This window comes from Psychrobacter sp. APC 3281 (assembly GCF_030407815.1).
Taxonomy (GTDB): domain Bacteria; phylum Pseudomonadota; class Gammaproteobacteria; order Pseudomonadales; family Moraxellaceae; genus Psychrobacter.
Genome location: NZ_JASDCS010000007.1, coordinates 168,181 through 184,061, shown reverse-complemented (window position 1 = coordinate 184,061; position 15,881 = coordinate 168,181). Strand labels below are relative to the sequence as shown.

At 43.0% G+C, this 15,881-nt stretch carries 12 protein-coding genes and 1 riboswitch; of the genes, 4 read left to right on the top strand and 8 right to left on the bottom strand.

The features are described 5' to 3' along the window. Positions 1-47: 47 nt before the first annotated feature. Positions 48-1,001 carry a phosphate ABC transporter permease subunit PstC gene (pstC, locus tag QL886_RS07750; RefSeq protein WP_191114511.1) on the bottom strand — a complete coding sequence of 318 codons (954 nt, stop codon included), beginning with the start codon at positions 999-1,001 and terminating at the stop codon, positions 48-50. Between the two features lie 209 nt (positions 1,002-1,210). After that, the gene (pstS, locus tag QL886_RS07745; protein ID WP_101211185.1) at positions 1,211-2,377 is read right to left on the bottom strand and encodes a phosphate ABC transporter substrate-binding protein PstS; all 1,167 of its coding nucleotides are present in this window, start codon (positions 2,375-2,377) and stop codon (positions 1,211-1,213) included. A 292-nt stretch (positions 2,378-2,669) separates the two neighbouring features. Beyond that, a riboswitch (TPP riboswitch) is annotated at positions 2,670-2,814 on the top strand. 247 nt (positions 2,815-3,061) lie between these two features. Here pstS and thiC point away from each other — a divergent pair. Continuing rightward, positions 3,062-5,176: a phosphomethylpyrimidine synthase ThiC gene (thiC, locus tag QL886_RS07740; RefSeq protein ID WP_290178251.1), complete on the top strand. Its 2,115-nt coding sequence runs from the start codon at positions 3,062-3,064 to the stop codon at positions 5,174-5,176. A gap of 129 nt (positions 5,177-5,305) precedes the next feature. Here thiC and QL886_RS07735 read toward each other — a convergent pair whose 3' ends face one another. Both QL886_RS07735 and QL886_RS07730 read right to left on the bottom strand, forming a co-directional pair. Beyond that, positions 5,306-6,196, bottom strand: a complete 891-nt coding sequence (locus tag QL886_RS07735) for a fructose bisphosphate aldolase (protein ID WP_290178250.1) — start codon at positions 6,194-6,196, stop codon at positions 5,306-5,308. 176 nt (positions 6,197-6,372) lie between these two features. Next, positions 6,373-7,221, bottom strand: coding sequence for an EamA/RhaT family transporter (locus QL886_RS07730; protein ID WP_290178249.1), 849 nt, complete (start codon positions 7,219-7,221; stop codon positions 6,373-6,375). A 369-nt stretch (positions 7,222-7,590) separates the two neighbouring features. On the opposite strand from QL886_RS07730, the gene QL886_RS07725 reads away from it, so the two are divergent. The 3 genes from QL886_RS07725 (at position 7,591) to QL886_RS07715 (ending at position 11,117) form a co-directional block, all read left to right on the top strand. After that, the gene (locus QL886_RS07725) at positions 7,591-9,507 is read left to right on the top strand and encodes an ABC transporter ATP-binding protein (RefSeq protein WP_290178248.1); all 1,917 of its coding nucleotides are present in this window, start codon (positions 7,591-7,593) and stop codon (positions 9,505-9,507) included. Between the two features lie 81 nt (positions 9,508-9,588). Next, positions 9,589-10,479 carry an alpha/beta hydrolase gene (locus tag QL886_RS07720; RefSeq protein ID WP_290178247.1) on the top strand — a complete coding sequence of 297 codons (891 nt, stop codon included), beginning with the start codon at positions 9,589-9,591 and terminating at the stop codon, positions 10,477-10,479. A gap of 20 nt (positions 10,480-10,499) precedes the next feature. Continuing rightward, positions 10,500-11,117, top strand: coding sequence for an alpha-ketoglutarate-dependent dioxygenase AlkB (locus tag QL886_RS07715; RefSeq protein ID WP_290178246.1), 618 nt, complete (start codon positions 10,500-10,502; stop codon positions 11,115-11,117). Between the two features lie 32 nt (positions 11,118-11,149). On the opposite strand, the gene QL886_RS07710 is transcribed toward QL886_RS07715, so the two are convergent. The 4 genes from QL886_RS07710 to QL886_RS07695 form a co-directional block, all read right to left on the bottom strand. Next, positions 11,150-12,022 (bottom strand): EcsC family protein, encoded by an 873-nt coding sequence (locus tag QL886_RS07710; protein ID WP_290178245.1) that lies wholly within the window; start codon positions 12,020-12,022, stop codon positions 11,150-11,152. Between the two features lie 195 nt (positions 12,023-12,217). Beyond that, entirely contained in the window at positions 12,218-13,249 is a 1,032-nt protein-coding gene (locus QL886_RS07705; RefSeq protein ID WP_290178244.1) for an NADP-dependent oxidoreductase, read from the bottom strand. A 186-nt stretch (positions 13,250-13,435) separates the two neighbouring features. Continuing rightward, positions 13,436-14,191 (bottom strand): endonuclease/exonuclease/phosphatase family protein, encoded by a 756-nt coding sequence (locus QL886_RS07700; protein ID WP_290178243.1) that lies wholly within the window; start codon positions 14,189-14,191, stop codon positions 13,436-13,438. Positions 14,192-14,399: 208 nt separating this feature from the next. Next, positions 14,400-15,512 (bottom strand): hypothetical protein, encoded by a 1,113-nt coding sequence (locus QL886_RS07695; RefSeq protein ID WP_191114503.1) that lies wholly within the window; start codon positions 15,510-15,512, stop codon positions 14,400-14,402. Between the last annotated feature and the right edge of the window lie 369 nt (positions 15,513-15,881).

Here is a 15,881-nt window from a genome sequence, read left to right as displayed (position 1 = left end):
ATATCTTTTATCAATATCTATCAAGGTTCAATAAATCGGTAACAGACTTATCGATTACCTGCTTTGTGATCCATGCGCATGAGCATCAGTTTTGCTAAAGACAGCACAATGAAGGTGATAACAAATAAGATTAAGCCTAGATGTAGTAGAGACGCAAGATGTAGCTCACTAGACGCTTCAGCAAACTCATTGGCCAAGGCCGAGGTAATTGTCACACCAGAAGTGAATAGGCTTGGACTGATATTAAACGCATTACCAATCAAGAAAGTAACTGCCATCGTCTCACCCAATGCTCGACCCAGTCCCAAAATTACGCCGCCAACGACACCAGCTTTGGTATAAGGCAGGATAATTTTGAACATGACTTCCCAAGTCGTCGCGCCCATGCCATATGCTGACTCTTTCAGTAAATCTGGTACGACAGAGAAAACATCGCGCATGGTGGCAGCGATGAACGGTATGATCATAATGGCAAGTACTAGGGAAGCGGTAAACATACCCAGTCCCATAGGTGCACCTGCAAACAGCTTACCGATAATAGGCAAAGGACCGACGTGCTCAATGAACCATGGCTGAATATGATCACCAAAGAACGGCGCAAATACGAACAGTCCCCACATGCCATAAATGATAGATGGGATACCAGCCAACAACTCAATGGCGATACCAAGTGGCTTTTTGAGGAACTTAGGACACATCTCGGTTAAAAATATCGCAATACCGAAACTGACTGGAACCGCGATAATAATAGCGATAAATGAGGTGACTAAGGTACCGTAAATAGGCGCTAATGCCCCGTATTCATTGGCGACTGTATCCCAGTTATTGCTGGTATAAAATCCCAAACCAAACTCTTGAATACTCGGCCATGCTCCAACAATTAGAGACACCAAAATGCCCCCTAAAGATAGGAGGACGAGTATGGCAAACGCTTTGGTAGAGTTCACAAATAAAGCGTCGTAACGTTTTTGTTTAGCCAGTTGGGACCTTAAGTCTGTCATAAGTGTCTCAGCATTGAATGGGATGAATCGAAATATTAAAAAGATGTATATCAGGTCTTAACACAACAAACTTAAATGGTATGAGTAACTATATCTATCGAGATGTATTCATCAAATTTACTGTGTTAAAACCTCTCAAACAACTACCGGAGAATAGTTATTCGAGAGGATAACTTGTCAGTTGCTAAATAGTATTTAGCAAAAACAAATTACTGAGCTGGCTTGTAGACAGGCTGTCCATCGCTACCTTTCACTTCGTTCCACTTCTCTTTGAACAAGGCCACTGCCGTGTCAGAGAATGGTACGTAGTCTAGTTCCATGGCGCTGTCATCACCTTGGGTATAAGCCCAGTCAAAGAAGTTCAACACGCCAGCGACTTGCTGAGGATTTTCTGGTTGCTTATGTACCAAGATAAAGGTCGCAGCAGCGATAGGCCATGCTTGGTCAGTTTCAGAGTTGGTGATGACCTTATAAAAGCCTTCTTGTTGTGACCAATCGATATCACCTGCCGCAGCAAACGTCTCAGCAGATGGCTGTACGATGTTACCAGCTGCGTTTTTCAGCGCAGTATGTGACATCTTATTTTGCTTAGCGTAAGCATACTCAACATAGCCGATAGAGTTTTTCATGCGATTTACGTAGCTTGAAACGCCTTCGTTACCTTTACCGCCTGCACCAGTAGCAGAAGTCGGCCACTTGACAGTTTTATCAACGCCAACAGTGTCTTTCCAGTCTGGTGAAACCTTGGCAAGATAGTCAGTAAAGTTAAACGTCGTACCTGAACCATCTGAACGGAATACCGTTGTGATTGCTGCATCTGGTAAGGTCAAATCTGGGTTCATCGCCTTAATCGCAGGGTCATTCCAGTTACTGATTTTACCCAAATAGATATCAGCCAACGTTGTGCCGTCTAGCTTCAATGCACCAGGCTCGACACCATCAATATTGACGATTGGTACAACACCACCGATGACTGTTGGGAACTGAATCAAACCTGCTTCGTCTAACTCTTCAGGCGTCATCGGTGCATCAGAAGCACCAAAATCTACTGTTTTTGATTGAATTTGTTTGATACCACCAGATGAACCAATCGACTGATAATTGACTTGGCCACCGGTCGCAGCATTGTAGTCATATGACCATTTCGCATAGATAGGCTGCGGGAACGACGCACCTGCACCTGTAATATTCATAGCGATATTTTCAGCAGATTTAAAATCTGACGTAGCAGAAGATGCTGTCTGAGAGGTTGTTTCAGCTGTTGTCACAGCGCTACTGCTAGTATCAGCAGTTGGCTCCGCCGTATCTGTTGACTTATTACACGCCGTAAGCATTAATGTACAACTGACGGCCACTGCTAATAACGAATAACGCATGTAGGACTCCTGAAGTTTAACAACGGTATAAAAAAGCATTGCTTGTGATATGCGTGTTATCTTGCCAAATCTTTATGACAGTTTAATGACAACTTCTAGAATCCTTCATTCGCTTTACATAATATTTGAATAATTTGTCTACAACCTAGTAATACTAAGTATCTTCATTTATTAACACTCAAAAAATTATTCACGAAAATATTGAACCGTGTGTTTGACACAGAATATTTGTATCCAAATACTATTAGCCGTTGGTACAGAATTTTGTTAGTATGAAGGCTGATTTACAACACTGACAGACTCGGGGTGCGGTGTATTTTTGGCTCACTTTATTAAACTTGCTTTATTAAAGTAGTCGCCTTAATACATTCGCTGAGAGATCACCCGCCGAACCTGATGCGGTTAGTACCGACGCAGGGAAGTCTTAAGCACTTTGTTATTTATGACAAAGGGCGCGTAGAAATACATTTTTATCGTCACTACTGTCTTAATATGCGTGATGCATAACCAGATAAGAAGAGAGGATATAAAGCTGCGTCCAATATTTGATGAGCACCATGCGCGACGATATTTTTGGTCGAAGTTGTGGGTTCATGATATAAATTTGTCTAGATGATGGATGCCTACCCCCGCAGATACTGGCGGTGTTGATTTTATTTAAAAACCAACACGCTAGGACAGCATATGACTACTGCAGACACCACCTCAATTGCACCGAAAGCCCAAACGCATAACCCAGCCGACAACTCAACGTTTGCTTCAAATGCTGCTGACACGACTAACGTCAAAGCAGATAAAAAAGCAGATGCATTAAAAACCCCTGCTCACCGTGCCGCAAGCGATGCCCGTTTCGAAGAAGATGCGCGCGACTTACACCGTATTTTACCTGCCTCAAGAAAAGTCTATATCGAAGGCTCAAGACCTGACATCCAAGTACCAATGCGTGAAATCAGCTTGGCTGATACGCCTGTTGGCGGTACTGGAGATAAAGACGGTGAGCATAATCCGCCGTTTTATGTGTATGACACCTCAGGTGTATATACCGACCCTAATGTCGATATCGACCTAACACGTGGATTGCCAAAATTGCGTGAGAACTGGATCGCAGAACGCAATGATACCGAGCAATTAAGCGGCCTATCTAGCTCATACGGACAAGCACGTGCTCGCGATATCAGCACTGCTAACCTTAGATTTGCTCATATTGACAAACCACGTCGCGCCAAAGCAGGACAGAACGTTACGCAAATGTACTACGCGCGCCGTGGCATCATCACGCCTGAGATGGAATATATCGCCATACGCGAAACGCAAAAGCAGCATGAACTGACCGATATGCGTCAACATGATGGCGAAAGCTTCGGTGCCAATACGCCTCAAATCATCACCCCTGAATTTGTCCGTGATGAAGTAGCGGCTGGACGCGCAATTATCCCAAACAACATCAACCACCCTGAATCTGAGCCGATGATCATCGGGCGCAATTTCTTGGTGAAAATTAATGCCAATATCGGTAACTCAGCGCTGGGTTCGTCTATCGATGAAGAAGTATCCAAAATGACGTGGGCCACGCGTTGGGGTGCGGATACCATTATGGATTTATCAACGGGCAATCATATTCATGAAACCCGTGAATGGCTAATCCGTAACTCTCCTGTGCCGATTGGTACGGTACCGATTTATCAAGCATTAGAAAAAGTCGATGGCGTCGCTGAAGACCTAACGTGGGAGATATTCCGTGATACGTTGATCGAGCAAGCAGAACAAGGCGTAGATTATTTTACTATTCACGCCGGCGTACTATTACGCTATGTACCGCTCACCGCAAAACGTCTGACAGGTATCGTCTCACGCGGCGGCTCTATTATGGCGCAGTGGTGTCTAGCCCATCACAAAGAAAGCTTTTTATACACGCATTTTGAAGACATCTGTGAGATTATGAAACAGTACGATGTGGCATTTAGTCTAGGTGATGGCCTACGCCCTGGTTGCTTGCAAGATGCCAATGATGAAGCGCAGTTTGGCGAGCTACGTACGCTTGGTGAATTAACAAAAGTGGCATGGGAGCATGATGTACAGGTAATGATCGAAGGCCCTGGACACGTCGCGATGAATCGCATCAAAGAAAACATGGACTTGCAGCTTGAGCTTTGTGCGGACGCGCCTTTCTATACTTTAGGGCCATTAACCACAGACATCGCGCCAGGTTATGACCACATCACCAGCGCCATCGGAGCTGCAATGATTGGTTGGTTTGGTACAGCGATGCTGTGCTATGTCACGCCAAAGGAACACTTAGGCCTACCAAACAAAAAAGACGTCAAAGACGGCATTATTACTTATAAAATCGCTGCACACGCTGCTGACCTTGCTAAAGGTCATCCGGGAGCGCAGGCACGTGACAATGCGCTATCTAAAGCACGTTTTGAATTCCGCTGGGATGATCAGTTCAATCTGGCGCTCGACCCTGATACTGCACGTGAATATCATGATGAGACGTTGCCAAAAGACGCACACAAATCGGCACACTTTTGCTCCATGTGTGGTCCTAAGTTTTGTTCAATGAAAATCACTCAAAACGTGCGTGAATATGCAGCAGGACTGGATAAAGATGCTGCTAACCAAAAAGTAACGCCGCAAACAGGCGACCTAACCGATGCTAGTCATCTAATCAAAGAGGTAGATACAGAGCTCGTCGGACAAGTTGGTGAAGCCACTGCTGAGGAAATTCGCCAAGGCATGGCCGAGATGACTAAAAGATATAACAACGAAGGACGTCAGTTATATAAAGAGGTGTAGGGTTAATAACCGATACTTTGGAATAAGAAAAGCCCTACTATTTAAGTATTGGCGTACTTATACTTATCTAGTAGGGCTTTTTTTGGCTTATTTACTCATAATTTATGTGCGAATTTTTATTTACTACGTTTAAACTTTTGACGCTTCATAAATCTCTTCAATTGAAGCATTAATGGTCTCAGCAAACTCGCTATCGCTTTGTTGCTTACTCAAGCCTTCAGTAAAGGCACGTGAGAAGCTCGCAATCATACCTGGGTTTTGTTTGAGCTTGGCGCAAGCATCGCTACGACTATAGCCACCAGATAACGCCACAACTTTTAACACTTTAGGATGGTCAATCAGCTCCTGATAAAACCCTGCTGCTTCTGGCAGGGTCAGCTTGAGCATCACTTGATGTTCGTCATTCAAGCGTTCCAGATTGCGCAGAATATCTGCCTTTAGTAGTAGCTCGCACTCATGCTTTTGAGTGCTTTCAATATTGACCTCTGGCTCGACGATAGGCATCAGACCTTTTGAAATAATTTGCTTAGCCACATCAAACTGCTGTTGTACCACAAGCTCAATACCATCGACATTTGGCTCATAGATAACTGAGCGCATTTTAGTACCGAATACAGGATAGTTTTTTGCTTTATCTAATAATAGATCTAGATTCGGAATCGGCTTCATGACTTGTACGCCGCTCAGCTGCTCAGCCAGACCTTTGTCTACCTTTAAAAATGGTACGATATTTTTATCTTCCCAGAGGTAATTGGCCGTCGACTTGCCGTTGACTTCGCGCTCCATGGTGTCTTCAAATAAGATTGCACCAAGTACACGCTCACTATCAAAACAGTCACACGTCATGATACGAGCACGCATTTCATGAACCAAATCAAACATGGCCTCATCATTATCATAGTCGTCGCTGTTGACACCATAAGTCTCTAACGCTTTCGGTGTGCTGCCGCCACTTTGATCAAGCGCAGCAATAAAACCCGAACTATTTTTTATACGCTGTAATTGCTTATCGTATTCCATTGAGCCTGTATCCTATTTTTATTGGTTAAGTTAAATATCATAAACTAAGCTTTTTTATTCCATACAAGCCGTGTTATTTGTAGATAACCTTATCATAGGATGATTTATATGCCTATATAGGATACGTGACAATATAGCCCAAAAATCATGAAACCAATACTTTTGGACAGTGCGCTTTACGCCAAAAATAGTACCCCTACACAGCAGACTGCCAATACTAACCCTATTATATTGATACGGTTTAGCTGCTCTTTAAACACACCTACGCCGATCAATGTCGCTACGGCAATAACACCGACATTCATACCAGTAAAGACGATGCTAGGAGAATCATGCAGCACTTGGTGTGCCCGCACATAAGCATAAATATTGCCCATGTTTAATGCGCCGAGCAGTAGACCTGTCATAAGCGCTTGTTTTTGCCAACGTACTCGCGTGACAAGTAAATAGACTAAAAGCAATACACCTGCTACGCCAAAACTTACCAGTAGAGTTAACGGAAAGGCCGCACCTTGTTTGGCAACTTGTTTGAACAAGATATCAATAATGCCGTAGCCTGCCCATACCCCGAATAACCATAATGGCGTATGCTTTGTTTGGCGATTAATATCGTTATGCTGTGGTCGATAGACGAGCGCACCTAATGCTAGAAAACCCAATGCCAGTCCAAGTATACGTGTACCAGTCAGCACCTCACCGAATAGCAAGAAAGCCGCTACGATAGGAATAATGAGTGATAAGCGCTGAGACGCGTCGGTTGCTACCATCCCCACCGCTTCAATGGCTCGTCCGAGAATAATAAATACAGCAGGCAATAGTACCCCAAGCGCGATGATGATGCTCCAAGCGCTATCAAGCGCATGAATGGCACCTATATCAGGTTTTAGTAATACCCAAGTCAGTAAAAAAGCCACAGGATAGCCTGCCACGATGGTCTGACGAATATCTATATTTTTCTGGCGCAATATTTTCAAAAGTACTGAGACGGCGACGCTACATAGCACCGCTATTATTAAATACATCATTCACTGCTACCTTTTGAACTTCAATGTTGAGTTATTACTGTTCGTACATTTATAAAAACCATTAGATAAAATGCCTGCTAATCAGCTGATATTTGCAATAAAATCATACTTATAAAAGCAATATTTAAACTATGAATAAGTTTGGATATAGAATGTAACAAAATATGTTTTCTACAGCAATCTATTTATTATGGTTATAACTGAAGCTTTCAAAACCTAGCTATTCTTAAGCTAATTACAATTAGCATGCAGGTATGATTAGTAATTTTGCTAAAATAGCACCTAATCCCAATCACAAAAGTAAAGATTCTAGATAACGAGTCCTCTCGTTCATCTTGACGTACTGCTATTGATGTTTTATTACTGCCTATGAATGCTTTATTTCGCTTTTTTGAAAACCGCCTACCCGCCTTTCCAGACACCCCTATGCCATTGCCATCACCTCGCGATGGTATGCTGAAATTTTTGTGGGCATGCACCAATGGCCTACGCGGCTGGCTACTAATCTTTATGATTTTGTCCGCTGGTATCGGTATCTACGAGGCCATGCTGTTTGCTTGGATAGGTAATATCGTCGATTGGTTGGGTATTTATACACCGCAAAACTTATGGGTAGAAAAAGGCGACATGTTGCTCATCATGCTCGCTGTCATGATAGTAAGCCCATTGTGGATTGCCTTGTCATCGTTTATCCACTTTCAGACCTTGCAAGGTGTGTTTCCTATGCAGATGCGCTGGCGTTTTCATCAGCGCATGCTTGGGCAATCCATGCAGTTCTATCAAGATGAATTTTCGGGACGTGTCTCAGCTAAAGTAATGCAGACAGCCCTAGCAGTACGCGATACCGTGATGACTGTCACCGATATGTTTATGTATGTCTCTGTCTACTTTATCACCTCAGGGGTGATTTTGTTTAATTTAGACAGCTTACTACTTATTCCATTTGTCATTTGGCTGGTCTTGGTTGCCATCACTATTTGGTACTTTATCCCTAAGCTCAAGGAGACAGCGATTGTGCAAGCAGATGCTCGTGCCTTGATGACAGGGCGAATCACTGATGCTTATGCCAATATTATGACTGTTAAGCTATTTAGCCATTCTCGTCGTGAACTTGGCTATGCCAAAAATGCCATGGGACAGTTTCTAGGTACGGTTCATGCGCAGATGCGCTGGGTCAGCTATTTAGAAGTATCGACCCATCTTATTAGCGTGATTTTGGTCAGTAGTACGGCAGGTATTGGATTGTACTTGTGGCAACAAGGCGCAGTTGGTGTTGGTGCCATTGCTGCTGCGACAGCTATGGCATTACGTCTAAATGGTTTGACGCGTTGGATTATGTGGCAGACAGCCAGTTTGTTTGAGAGTATCGGTACAGTTCAGGACGGTATGCGTACGTTGTCAGCACCGCAGACGATCATTGATAAACCTGACGCGCCAGCGCTAGCCGTCACGGACGGACGTATCGTGTTCGACCATGTTGACTTCAGTTATGAAAATGACGAAGAATACAATGGACAAACTGGCGAGCCTGTCGATGGTACTAGCATCGCTAAGCGCGCTCCTAACTCATATATCAAACTGTTGGACAACTTCCACTTAGATATTAAGCCAGGTGAAAAGATTGGTTTGGTTGGGCGTTCAGGTGCTGGTAAATCGACCTTGGTCAATTTGCTACTGCGCTTCTTTGATGTCGATAGCGGTAAGATTCTAATTGATGGTCAGGCTATTGATGCGGTTACGCAAGAATCATTGCGTCAACAGATTGGTATGGTGACTCAAGATACGTCATTGCTACATCGCACCGTGCGTGAAAACATCGCTTATGGTCGTCCTGATGCTACTGACGAAGAGATTATGATCGCTGCCAAACAAGCTCAGGCATGGGATTTCATCAAAGATCTGTACGATGATAAAGGCAATACAGGACTTGATACCCAAGTGGGTGAACGCGGAGTCAAACTATCTGGTGGTCAACGTCAGCGTATCGCTATCTCACGTGTTATGCTAAAAAATGCGCCGATTTTACTTTTGGATGAAGCAACCAGTGCGCTAGATTCTGAGATCGAATATGCCATTACCGAAAGCTTAAATGACATCATGACCGGCAAGACCGTTATTGCTATTGCCCATCGACTGTCTACTATTGCTGCACTAGATAGACTGGTCGTTATGCATCAAGGCCGTATCATTGAGCAAGGTAGTCATGATGAACTGTTAGCATTGAATGGTGTCTACGCTCGACTGTGGCAACGTCAAAGCGGTGGCTTCTTAGGTGAAGATAACTAGGATTCATTAAGTCAACTCAATCATAAGAAGACAAACTGCAAAAAAATCACTCAAAATAAGTCACAAGGAAGTGTTTATTTTATGGAAGCATTCACAAACCGTATTAATCTTGGCGGAAAACAAGCACGTTACTATGACCTTAGCCAGTTTAATCAGCCGCTAGATTCAAGATCTACTCCCCGCGCGCCAGCACATTTTTATAGTGGTAATAGTTTTACCGTTGGCACTTATACACCACTATTGAGCAAGCTAGCCACTGAATTTGATATCAGCTCACTTGCCCTGCGTGGCTACTGGTATGATAAGCCGCAAAGCCGTCGTCTGACGCGCGAGCAAGATGCCGATATGCTGATTGAGTTTTTAGAAAAGACCCAAGATAAGCCTGTCGTAGGTATTGGTCACTCGCAAGGGGCTACGGCTACAGCGATGGCAGCTGCCAAACGTCCAGAGCTTTTTTCGCAGTTGTACTTGATTGAGCCTGTCACATTTACCAAACACCAAGCCACCTTATATAACCTTTTGCCACGCTCTGTCCTACTGAGCCGCGAGCCTTTCAAAAGCACGTTAACCAAGCAATCTACTTGGCCAAGTACCCATAGTTATTACGAAAGCCTACGTGCGCAGCGTGCCTATAAGCGTATCAGCGATGAGCACTTGCAAATATTTGCTGAGCAAAGTTTGAGCAAAAATACAGATGGTAGCTATACGCTTATATTTGCACCAGAACAAGAGCTGGCCAATTATTTTGGCGCACCTCATATCGATGCCGCACTCAAAAAACTACGCTGTCCCTACACCTTGATTACAGGCAAGCCTACCCTGTTCATCAATGACAAAGTACGAAAACAATGGAAGAAGTTTGTCCCAGATAGCAGTCTTATTTCGCTGACAGATCATGGTCATCTATTACCAATGGAAGCGCCTGAACTATGCGCTCAAATTATTAACGAGCACTACCAAAGCAGTAAATAAGGATTTACAACGACTAAATTATGACTGACCTCTTTGCTCCTGCACCCACGGATAACTTACTACCCTATGATGGTAAGGTGAATGATCTAGGCATTATTATCGACGATGCCACTGCCCTTTATAACACTCTACTAAATGAGCAACCTTGGCAGCCAGACATCGTGACGTTATTTGGTAAGACCCATATAACCACTCGGAAAATTGTCTGGATGGGAGATACAGATGCAGACTATCAATACTCAGGACATGTGCGGCAAACTGTTCCATGGTCAGATAAAGTGTTTCACGTGAAACAGAAAATCGAAAAAGCTTTAGCAGAGATTGGTGTCACTGCCAATTTTAATACCTGCCTGCTTAATTACTATCCTTCTGGCGCTGATGGTATGGGCTATCACGCTGATGACGAAAAAGAGCTCGGTCATCAACCAGTCATCGCCTCCTTGTCGCTTGGTGCCACACGTAAATTTGTTTTTAAACATAAAAAAACTCAAGACAAAGTTGAACTTCATCTTGAGTCTGGTCAGCTCGTTGTGATGCACGGTGATACACAAACCTTTTGGAAACATACGATCACTAAGACAAAGACGGTCGATACTGGACGAATCAGTCTAACGTTTCGGCATATGCTTACATCTTGATACTATCACTGACTTAACGAGTCATCTAATTCTTACGCGAGACGATCTAAAAAACGCTCACGGTAACACTGATAAGCAGCTTCACACACATTGGCAGTGTAGCTAGCATTAACACCACCTGCGACTACTGCGCCTACCGCTGGAATAATTTGCGCCGCTTTTGTCTTAACGATGTTAGTGGCTACTTTAGTCGCTGTTTGACGCAGTACACGAGACATGACCTCTTCATTGATCTGATTGAATGCTTGAGTTTCTGGATCTTTAATCATCCCCTGAGTGTCATCTAACGCCGCTTTACGCTCCTCAACAGAGGCAGAAGTTGCTACAGCCAATAAAGACATCGCAAATAGTTGTTCGCCTTCATTATTGATATCAAAGCCATAGTACGTTGCATATTCTCCAATCGCACGTAGGTTGGCCGTAATAAGTCCAACGACATCAGCAGGGATACCTGCCCAGCCTACAACCCCTGTAGTCACCCCTTGCGCACTGGTTAGCGCTACATATTTGCTTTTAAAAAGCTTAACTTGTTTATCTACAACCGCAATAGGTAGACGTTTAATGTCACCAAGCGTTTTGATAGAGGAATCGTTAATATCTACTTCCTCTTGATAGCTATCGATAACGTCTTGAGTATCTAGTGTCCAATTGGCTGCATCACTCAAAGCACTAATCGTTTCCTCAGTTGCTTTTTTTAGAGAATCACCAAATTGTGGAGCTTCCATCAGCGCATCACCGGCTGCTACCACAGGGGTATTAAACACTGCTAGCGTTTTATCCAAAATTCCTTTATCAGGGTTCTTCCATGCTTCTATCTCTGCACGGACTTTAGACTCATAGGCAACCTGGTCATCTGTTTTTTCATTGCTGGTCTTATTGTTGATAGCCTTATCGTTGATAGTCATATTATTTCCTTTATTAGTATCGTTCGCTTTCTATCCTATGATAAACAAGCGAAGACTACAGGGACGTTCTGTTGTTCAAAATAAAACTTTTGTATGATTTGTTAAGTCATCAGTTAAGTTTACTGGGTTTCAACAGACATCCCTTTACTAATAAATCCTACCAAACACTATCTAATAATTAGGCAATCTTGATATTCACTCAGCAGCGGCCAAGATAATCTTGCCAAAAGCATCGCCTTTTTGTAGCTCGTGGTGTGCTGCAACAACTTCTGAGAGTGAATAGGTTTTTTGAATTTTTAAAGTTAACTTACCATCGGCCACTTCCCGTAAAACACGCGCCATATCTTGACCACTACGCTGCGCTTTATAGCCTGCTACTACTAAGTCTTTTCGCTGACTGGCTTCTTTGAGCTTATCAACCCAGATAGTTGGCAACACATTTACTCGGGCACCTGATTTGAGAACGCTAAGCGCACGGACACCTGCATCATTACCGACTAAATCAAGTAGCACGTCGGCTTGCAGGTCAGGGAACGCTTCATCTTTGGTATAATCTATCCAACCCGCCAGCTTAGATGCGTTTATCAGCTCATCAAGCTTGGCATACTTTTCTGGCGAGCAAATTACCGTTACCTTAATATTATCTTGCGCCACTTTATTCATGAGCAGTTGAATTAGTAAATGACCAACACCACCTGCTGGTGCATTAATCACCACATGCTCACCTGTTTTTATATCAGCAAAATCCACAAATTGTAGCGCCGTTTGTCCGATACAAGGCAAAGCACCTGCCTGCTCTAAAGTGACATTGTCTGGTACTTTCGCAAGCAACTTGGCATCTACTGCCACATATTGCGCGTAGCCACCACCGCTAAAGGTCAAAGCCGCTACTCTATCGCCGATAGCAAATTCGTCGCTATTGCTGCTGACTACTTCGCCTGACACATCGAATCCTAAAATAGCTGGCTGATCATTCTCAAACTTGTCTTTACGAATGTTCTCTGCACCCCAGCCTTTACCTTGGCGGGTTTTATAATCGACAGGGTTAATTCCAGCATAGGCAATTTTTACCAGTACTTGATCATCCTGTAGCTCAGGGACATCAGCACCATCTTGGTATTTCATTACTTCAGGCTCACCAAACTCGCGTATGAGTACGGCGTGCTGTGTCTTAGGTATGTTGTGGTTAGCTTGTTGATTATTATCAGTAGTAGACGCTGTTGCCATCGTAGAATATCCTTATATTTTGTTTATTAGGCTGTACTTGTTATTCACTTTATTGAAACGTTGTACTGTTAATAGCACTTTCAATCGAGAACATGGTTAATCAATAAGATGATCAATAAAGACAATTGTTCATATATCGATAGATTGCCAATATAATACATTTAGACGAATTATTATAGTTAGGTATTAGGGCAGCATCAGTTCTGCACTAATGGGCAGATGATCTGATAGCGATGACCAAGGTTTTCCAGTGTGTACCCAAGCATCCTTCACAAGCAAATTGCGCACGTAGATACGATCTAAACTAAGCACTGGCAGTTTTGCGGGAAAGGTTGGCAACAGCTTGCCATGACAATACTTGAACGCTTCTATCATACCGAGATCTGATGCCAGTTTGTCACAAGACATCTTTTTCCAATCATTAAAATCGCCTGCCAAGATAAGCGGCTGATCTGGTGCAATCTCATTTCGAACATAGTCACTAATCGCTTGATACTGCTTGATACGATCACGCTCAAATAAATTTAAATGTGCACACAGCACCACAACAGGCATCTCCCAACCGATAGGCTGTACCTCACAGTGCAAGACACCGCGCTGCTCAAGCTTGTTGACCGTAATATTTACATTGTGTTTGGGGTCTAGCGGAAAGCGGCTTAATACTGCATTGCCGTGGTGGCCGTTTTCGTATTCGGAGTTTTTACCGTAACTATTTTGCAGATCTAAAAACTCGCCGAACCATTCATGCTGTGATTGATCTGGGTACTCGTTATATTGCATATTACGTTTAAGGTTTTGGCCTTGTACTTCTTGCAAACACAAGACGTCTGAACCCACAGACTCTAGCGCCTGAGCAATACCTTGCATCTTCACTTGGCGATTCAGCGGTGACATGCCTTTATGAATGTTGTAGCTAGTTAAAACAAAAGAGGTGGTAGTCATAGTTTGGTTAGTTGTACGCTCATTATTTATGGAGTAAAGATCAATAGCTCAGCTACGATAGCATCCATAGTGATGGTAATGACAGACATAAAAAGAGCACTGGCTCGTATTGAACCAATGCTCTCATATTACACCTATGTATTATTAATGGCTAATTCATAAATGGCTGATTCATAAATGAACATCGCGTATAGGTGTCATCGTCAGATTAGTAGCGAGTTACTAACGCTATTGGTTGATCTTCACCCATGATGTCTTGTGGCATAAATACAGCTTCGCCGCCATTATGAATGACGTGTTCGATGATTTCACCGATTGCATCATCTGTGATGCCTTCCGTAGTAGCATCATTGGCAGGGCTTAAAGTTTGTGCCTTTTCATCAATCTTAGCGGATTGTATATAGCCACGGCGTACATAAAGCGTCTCGCCAGCCCCTTGGAAAGCGCTGCGATATACTTCCTGCAAATCTGTCTGCAACATATTCGCACCACGAGCTTTATCAATTTCACCCAATGCAGCTTTATGTAGTGAAGTGCGATACTCTTCTACGGCTTCTTGCACACTATCTACAATATGCTGAGCACTACCATCTTCTAGGTTGGTCGCATTCGATACTGTAGCGATGATATTGTCTGGACGATCACAGACTTCTTTATAGTAGCCAATATTTTTTGCATCACCAACTATGACAAGAGGCATTTTATGCTCGCCCCATAGTTCTTGGACACTTTTATCAACTTGGTTAAAGAATTCTTTTAAGTGACTGCTTTCGTTGTTTGATGAACGATCTGAGCCACCGTCACCTGTTGTGTATAGTCCGTTGTTTTCGACAGGGAACTGAATGTTCTCCATATTGTTTTGTGCATCGTCATCTTTGTCGAATTCTCTCACAACACGGTCATTAGATGCTTCGATCAAACGAGCATTGTCACGGGTTAAGACCACAGTATAATAATGAACCGCACTTGCCATATCACGAACCAAGTCACGCGTAGCAAACCTATCTGAGATCACAACACGTTCCGTTGTATCAATTGGCATACGAATAACTTGCACATCATCTGTACTAGCAAATATAGCTAAAGTATCGAGGTTATAATTGTGATTGAGCTCACTGATTTTATTTTGAATATTATCTAGAATAGTGGTCGCTGTGCGTTTATCGTACTCTTTCGTCAGACGATCTTCGGCAACCTTCAATTGGTTTTTTAGAGCGATAGGATCTTGCTCGTTAGCTGGATGTTCACGATGCGTTTTAACAAAGATACTTACTGCAGGATTCGCTTTAGTTTCACGTAAACTTTTAAGAGTCGCTTTCATATATTGCTCCTTGTTTTATTATCGTTCATTTTTAACTTTATGTATTTCTTCACTCATATACTGTTATAAGCGTAGAAATTTCTATCCGTGTTTTCCTTGCATCCTGTCGATGCATAATATTTAAATTCCATTATCTTGATGCTAACAGCTATACCCCACTCCCTGTAGGGTTAATTTGCAAGCAAATGATAGCGCTTTGTAAGTAGAGCACTCTATATTGTTAAAGAACTGCTTTAACGAGCATAGCTACATATTTGGATAATTATCTTGAGAAGTTGAATCTAAGTATCAGAATTTCGATATTTACTTCCAGATTGCTAGCACTGTCCTAATTACTTGAATCGTATAAAAGTGCTTAGGTTGTATTTT

What these genes read in the sequence shown, in the direction of transcription:
- pstC (WP_191114511.1), bottom strand. Translation starts at nt 1,001, where the DNA reads ATGACAGACTTAAGGTCCCAACTGGCTAAACAAAAACGTTACGACGCT.
- pstS (WP_101211185.1), bottom strand. Translation starts at nt 2,377, where the DNA reads ATGCGTTATTCGTTATTAGCAGTGGCCGTCAGTTGTACATTAATGCTT.
- thiC (WP_290178251.1), top strand. Translation starts at nt 3,062, where the DNA reads ATGACTACTGCAGACACCACCTCAATTGCACCGAAAGCCCAAACGCAT.
- QL886_RS07735 (WP_290178250.1), bottom strand. Translation starts at nt 6,196, where the DNA reads ATGGAATACGATAAGCAATTACAGCGTATAAAAAATAGTTCGGGTTTT.
- QL886_RS07730 (WP_290178249.1), bottom strand. Translation starts at nt 7,221, where the DNA reads ATGATGTATTTAATAATAGCGGTGCTATGTAGCGTCGCCGTCTCAGTA.
- QL886_RS07725 (WP_290178248.1), top strand. Translation starts at nt 7,591, where the DNA reads ATGAATGCTTTATTTCGCTTTTTTGAAAACCGCCTACCCGCCTTTCCA.
- QL886_RS07720 (WP_290178247.1), top strand. Translation starts at nt 9,589, where the DNA reads ATGGAAGCATTCACAAACCGTATTAATCTTGGCGGAAAACAAGCACGT.
- QL886_RS07715 (WP_290178246.1), top strand. Translation starts at nt 10,500, where the DNA reads ATGACTGACCTCTTTGCTCCTGCACCCACGGATAACTTACTACCCTAT.
- QL886_RS07710 (WP_290178245.1), bottom strand. Translation starts at nt 12,022, where the DNA reads ATGACTATCAACGATAAGGCTATCAACAATAAGACCAGCAATGAAAAA.
- QL886_RS07705 (WP_290178244.1), bottom strand. Translation starts at nt 13,249, where the DNA reads ATGGCAACAGCGTCTACTACTGATAATAATCAACAAGCTAACCACAAC.
- QL886_RS07700 (WP_290178243.1), bottom strand. Translation starts at nt 14,191, where the DNA reads ATGACTACCACCTCTTTTGTTTTAACTAGCTACAACATTCATAAAGGC.
- QL886_RS07695 (WP_191114503.1), bottom strand. Translation starts at nt 15,512, where the DNA reads ATGAAAGCGACTCTTAAAAGTTTACGTGAAACTAAAGCGAATCCTGCA.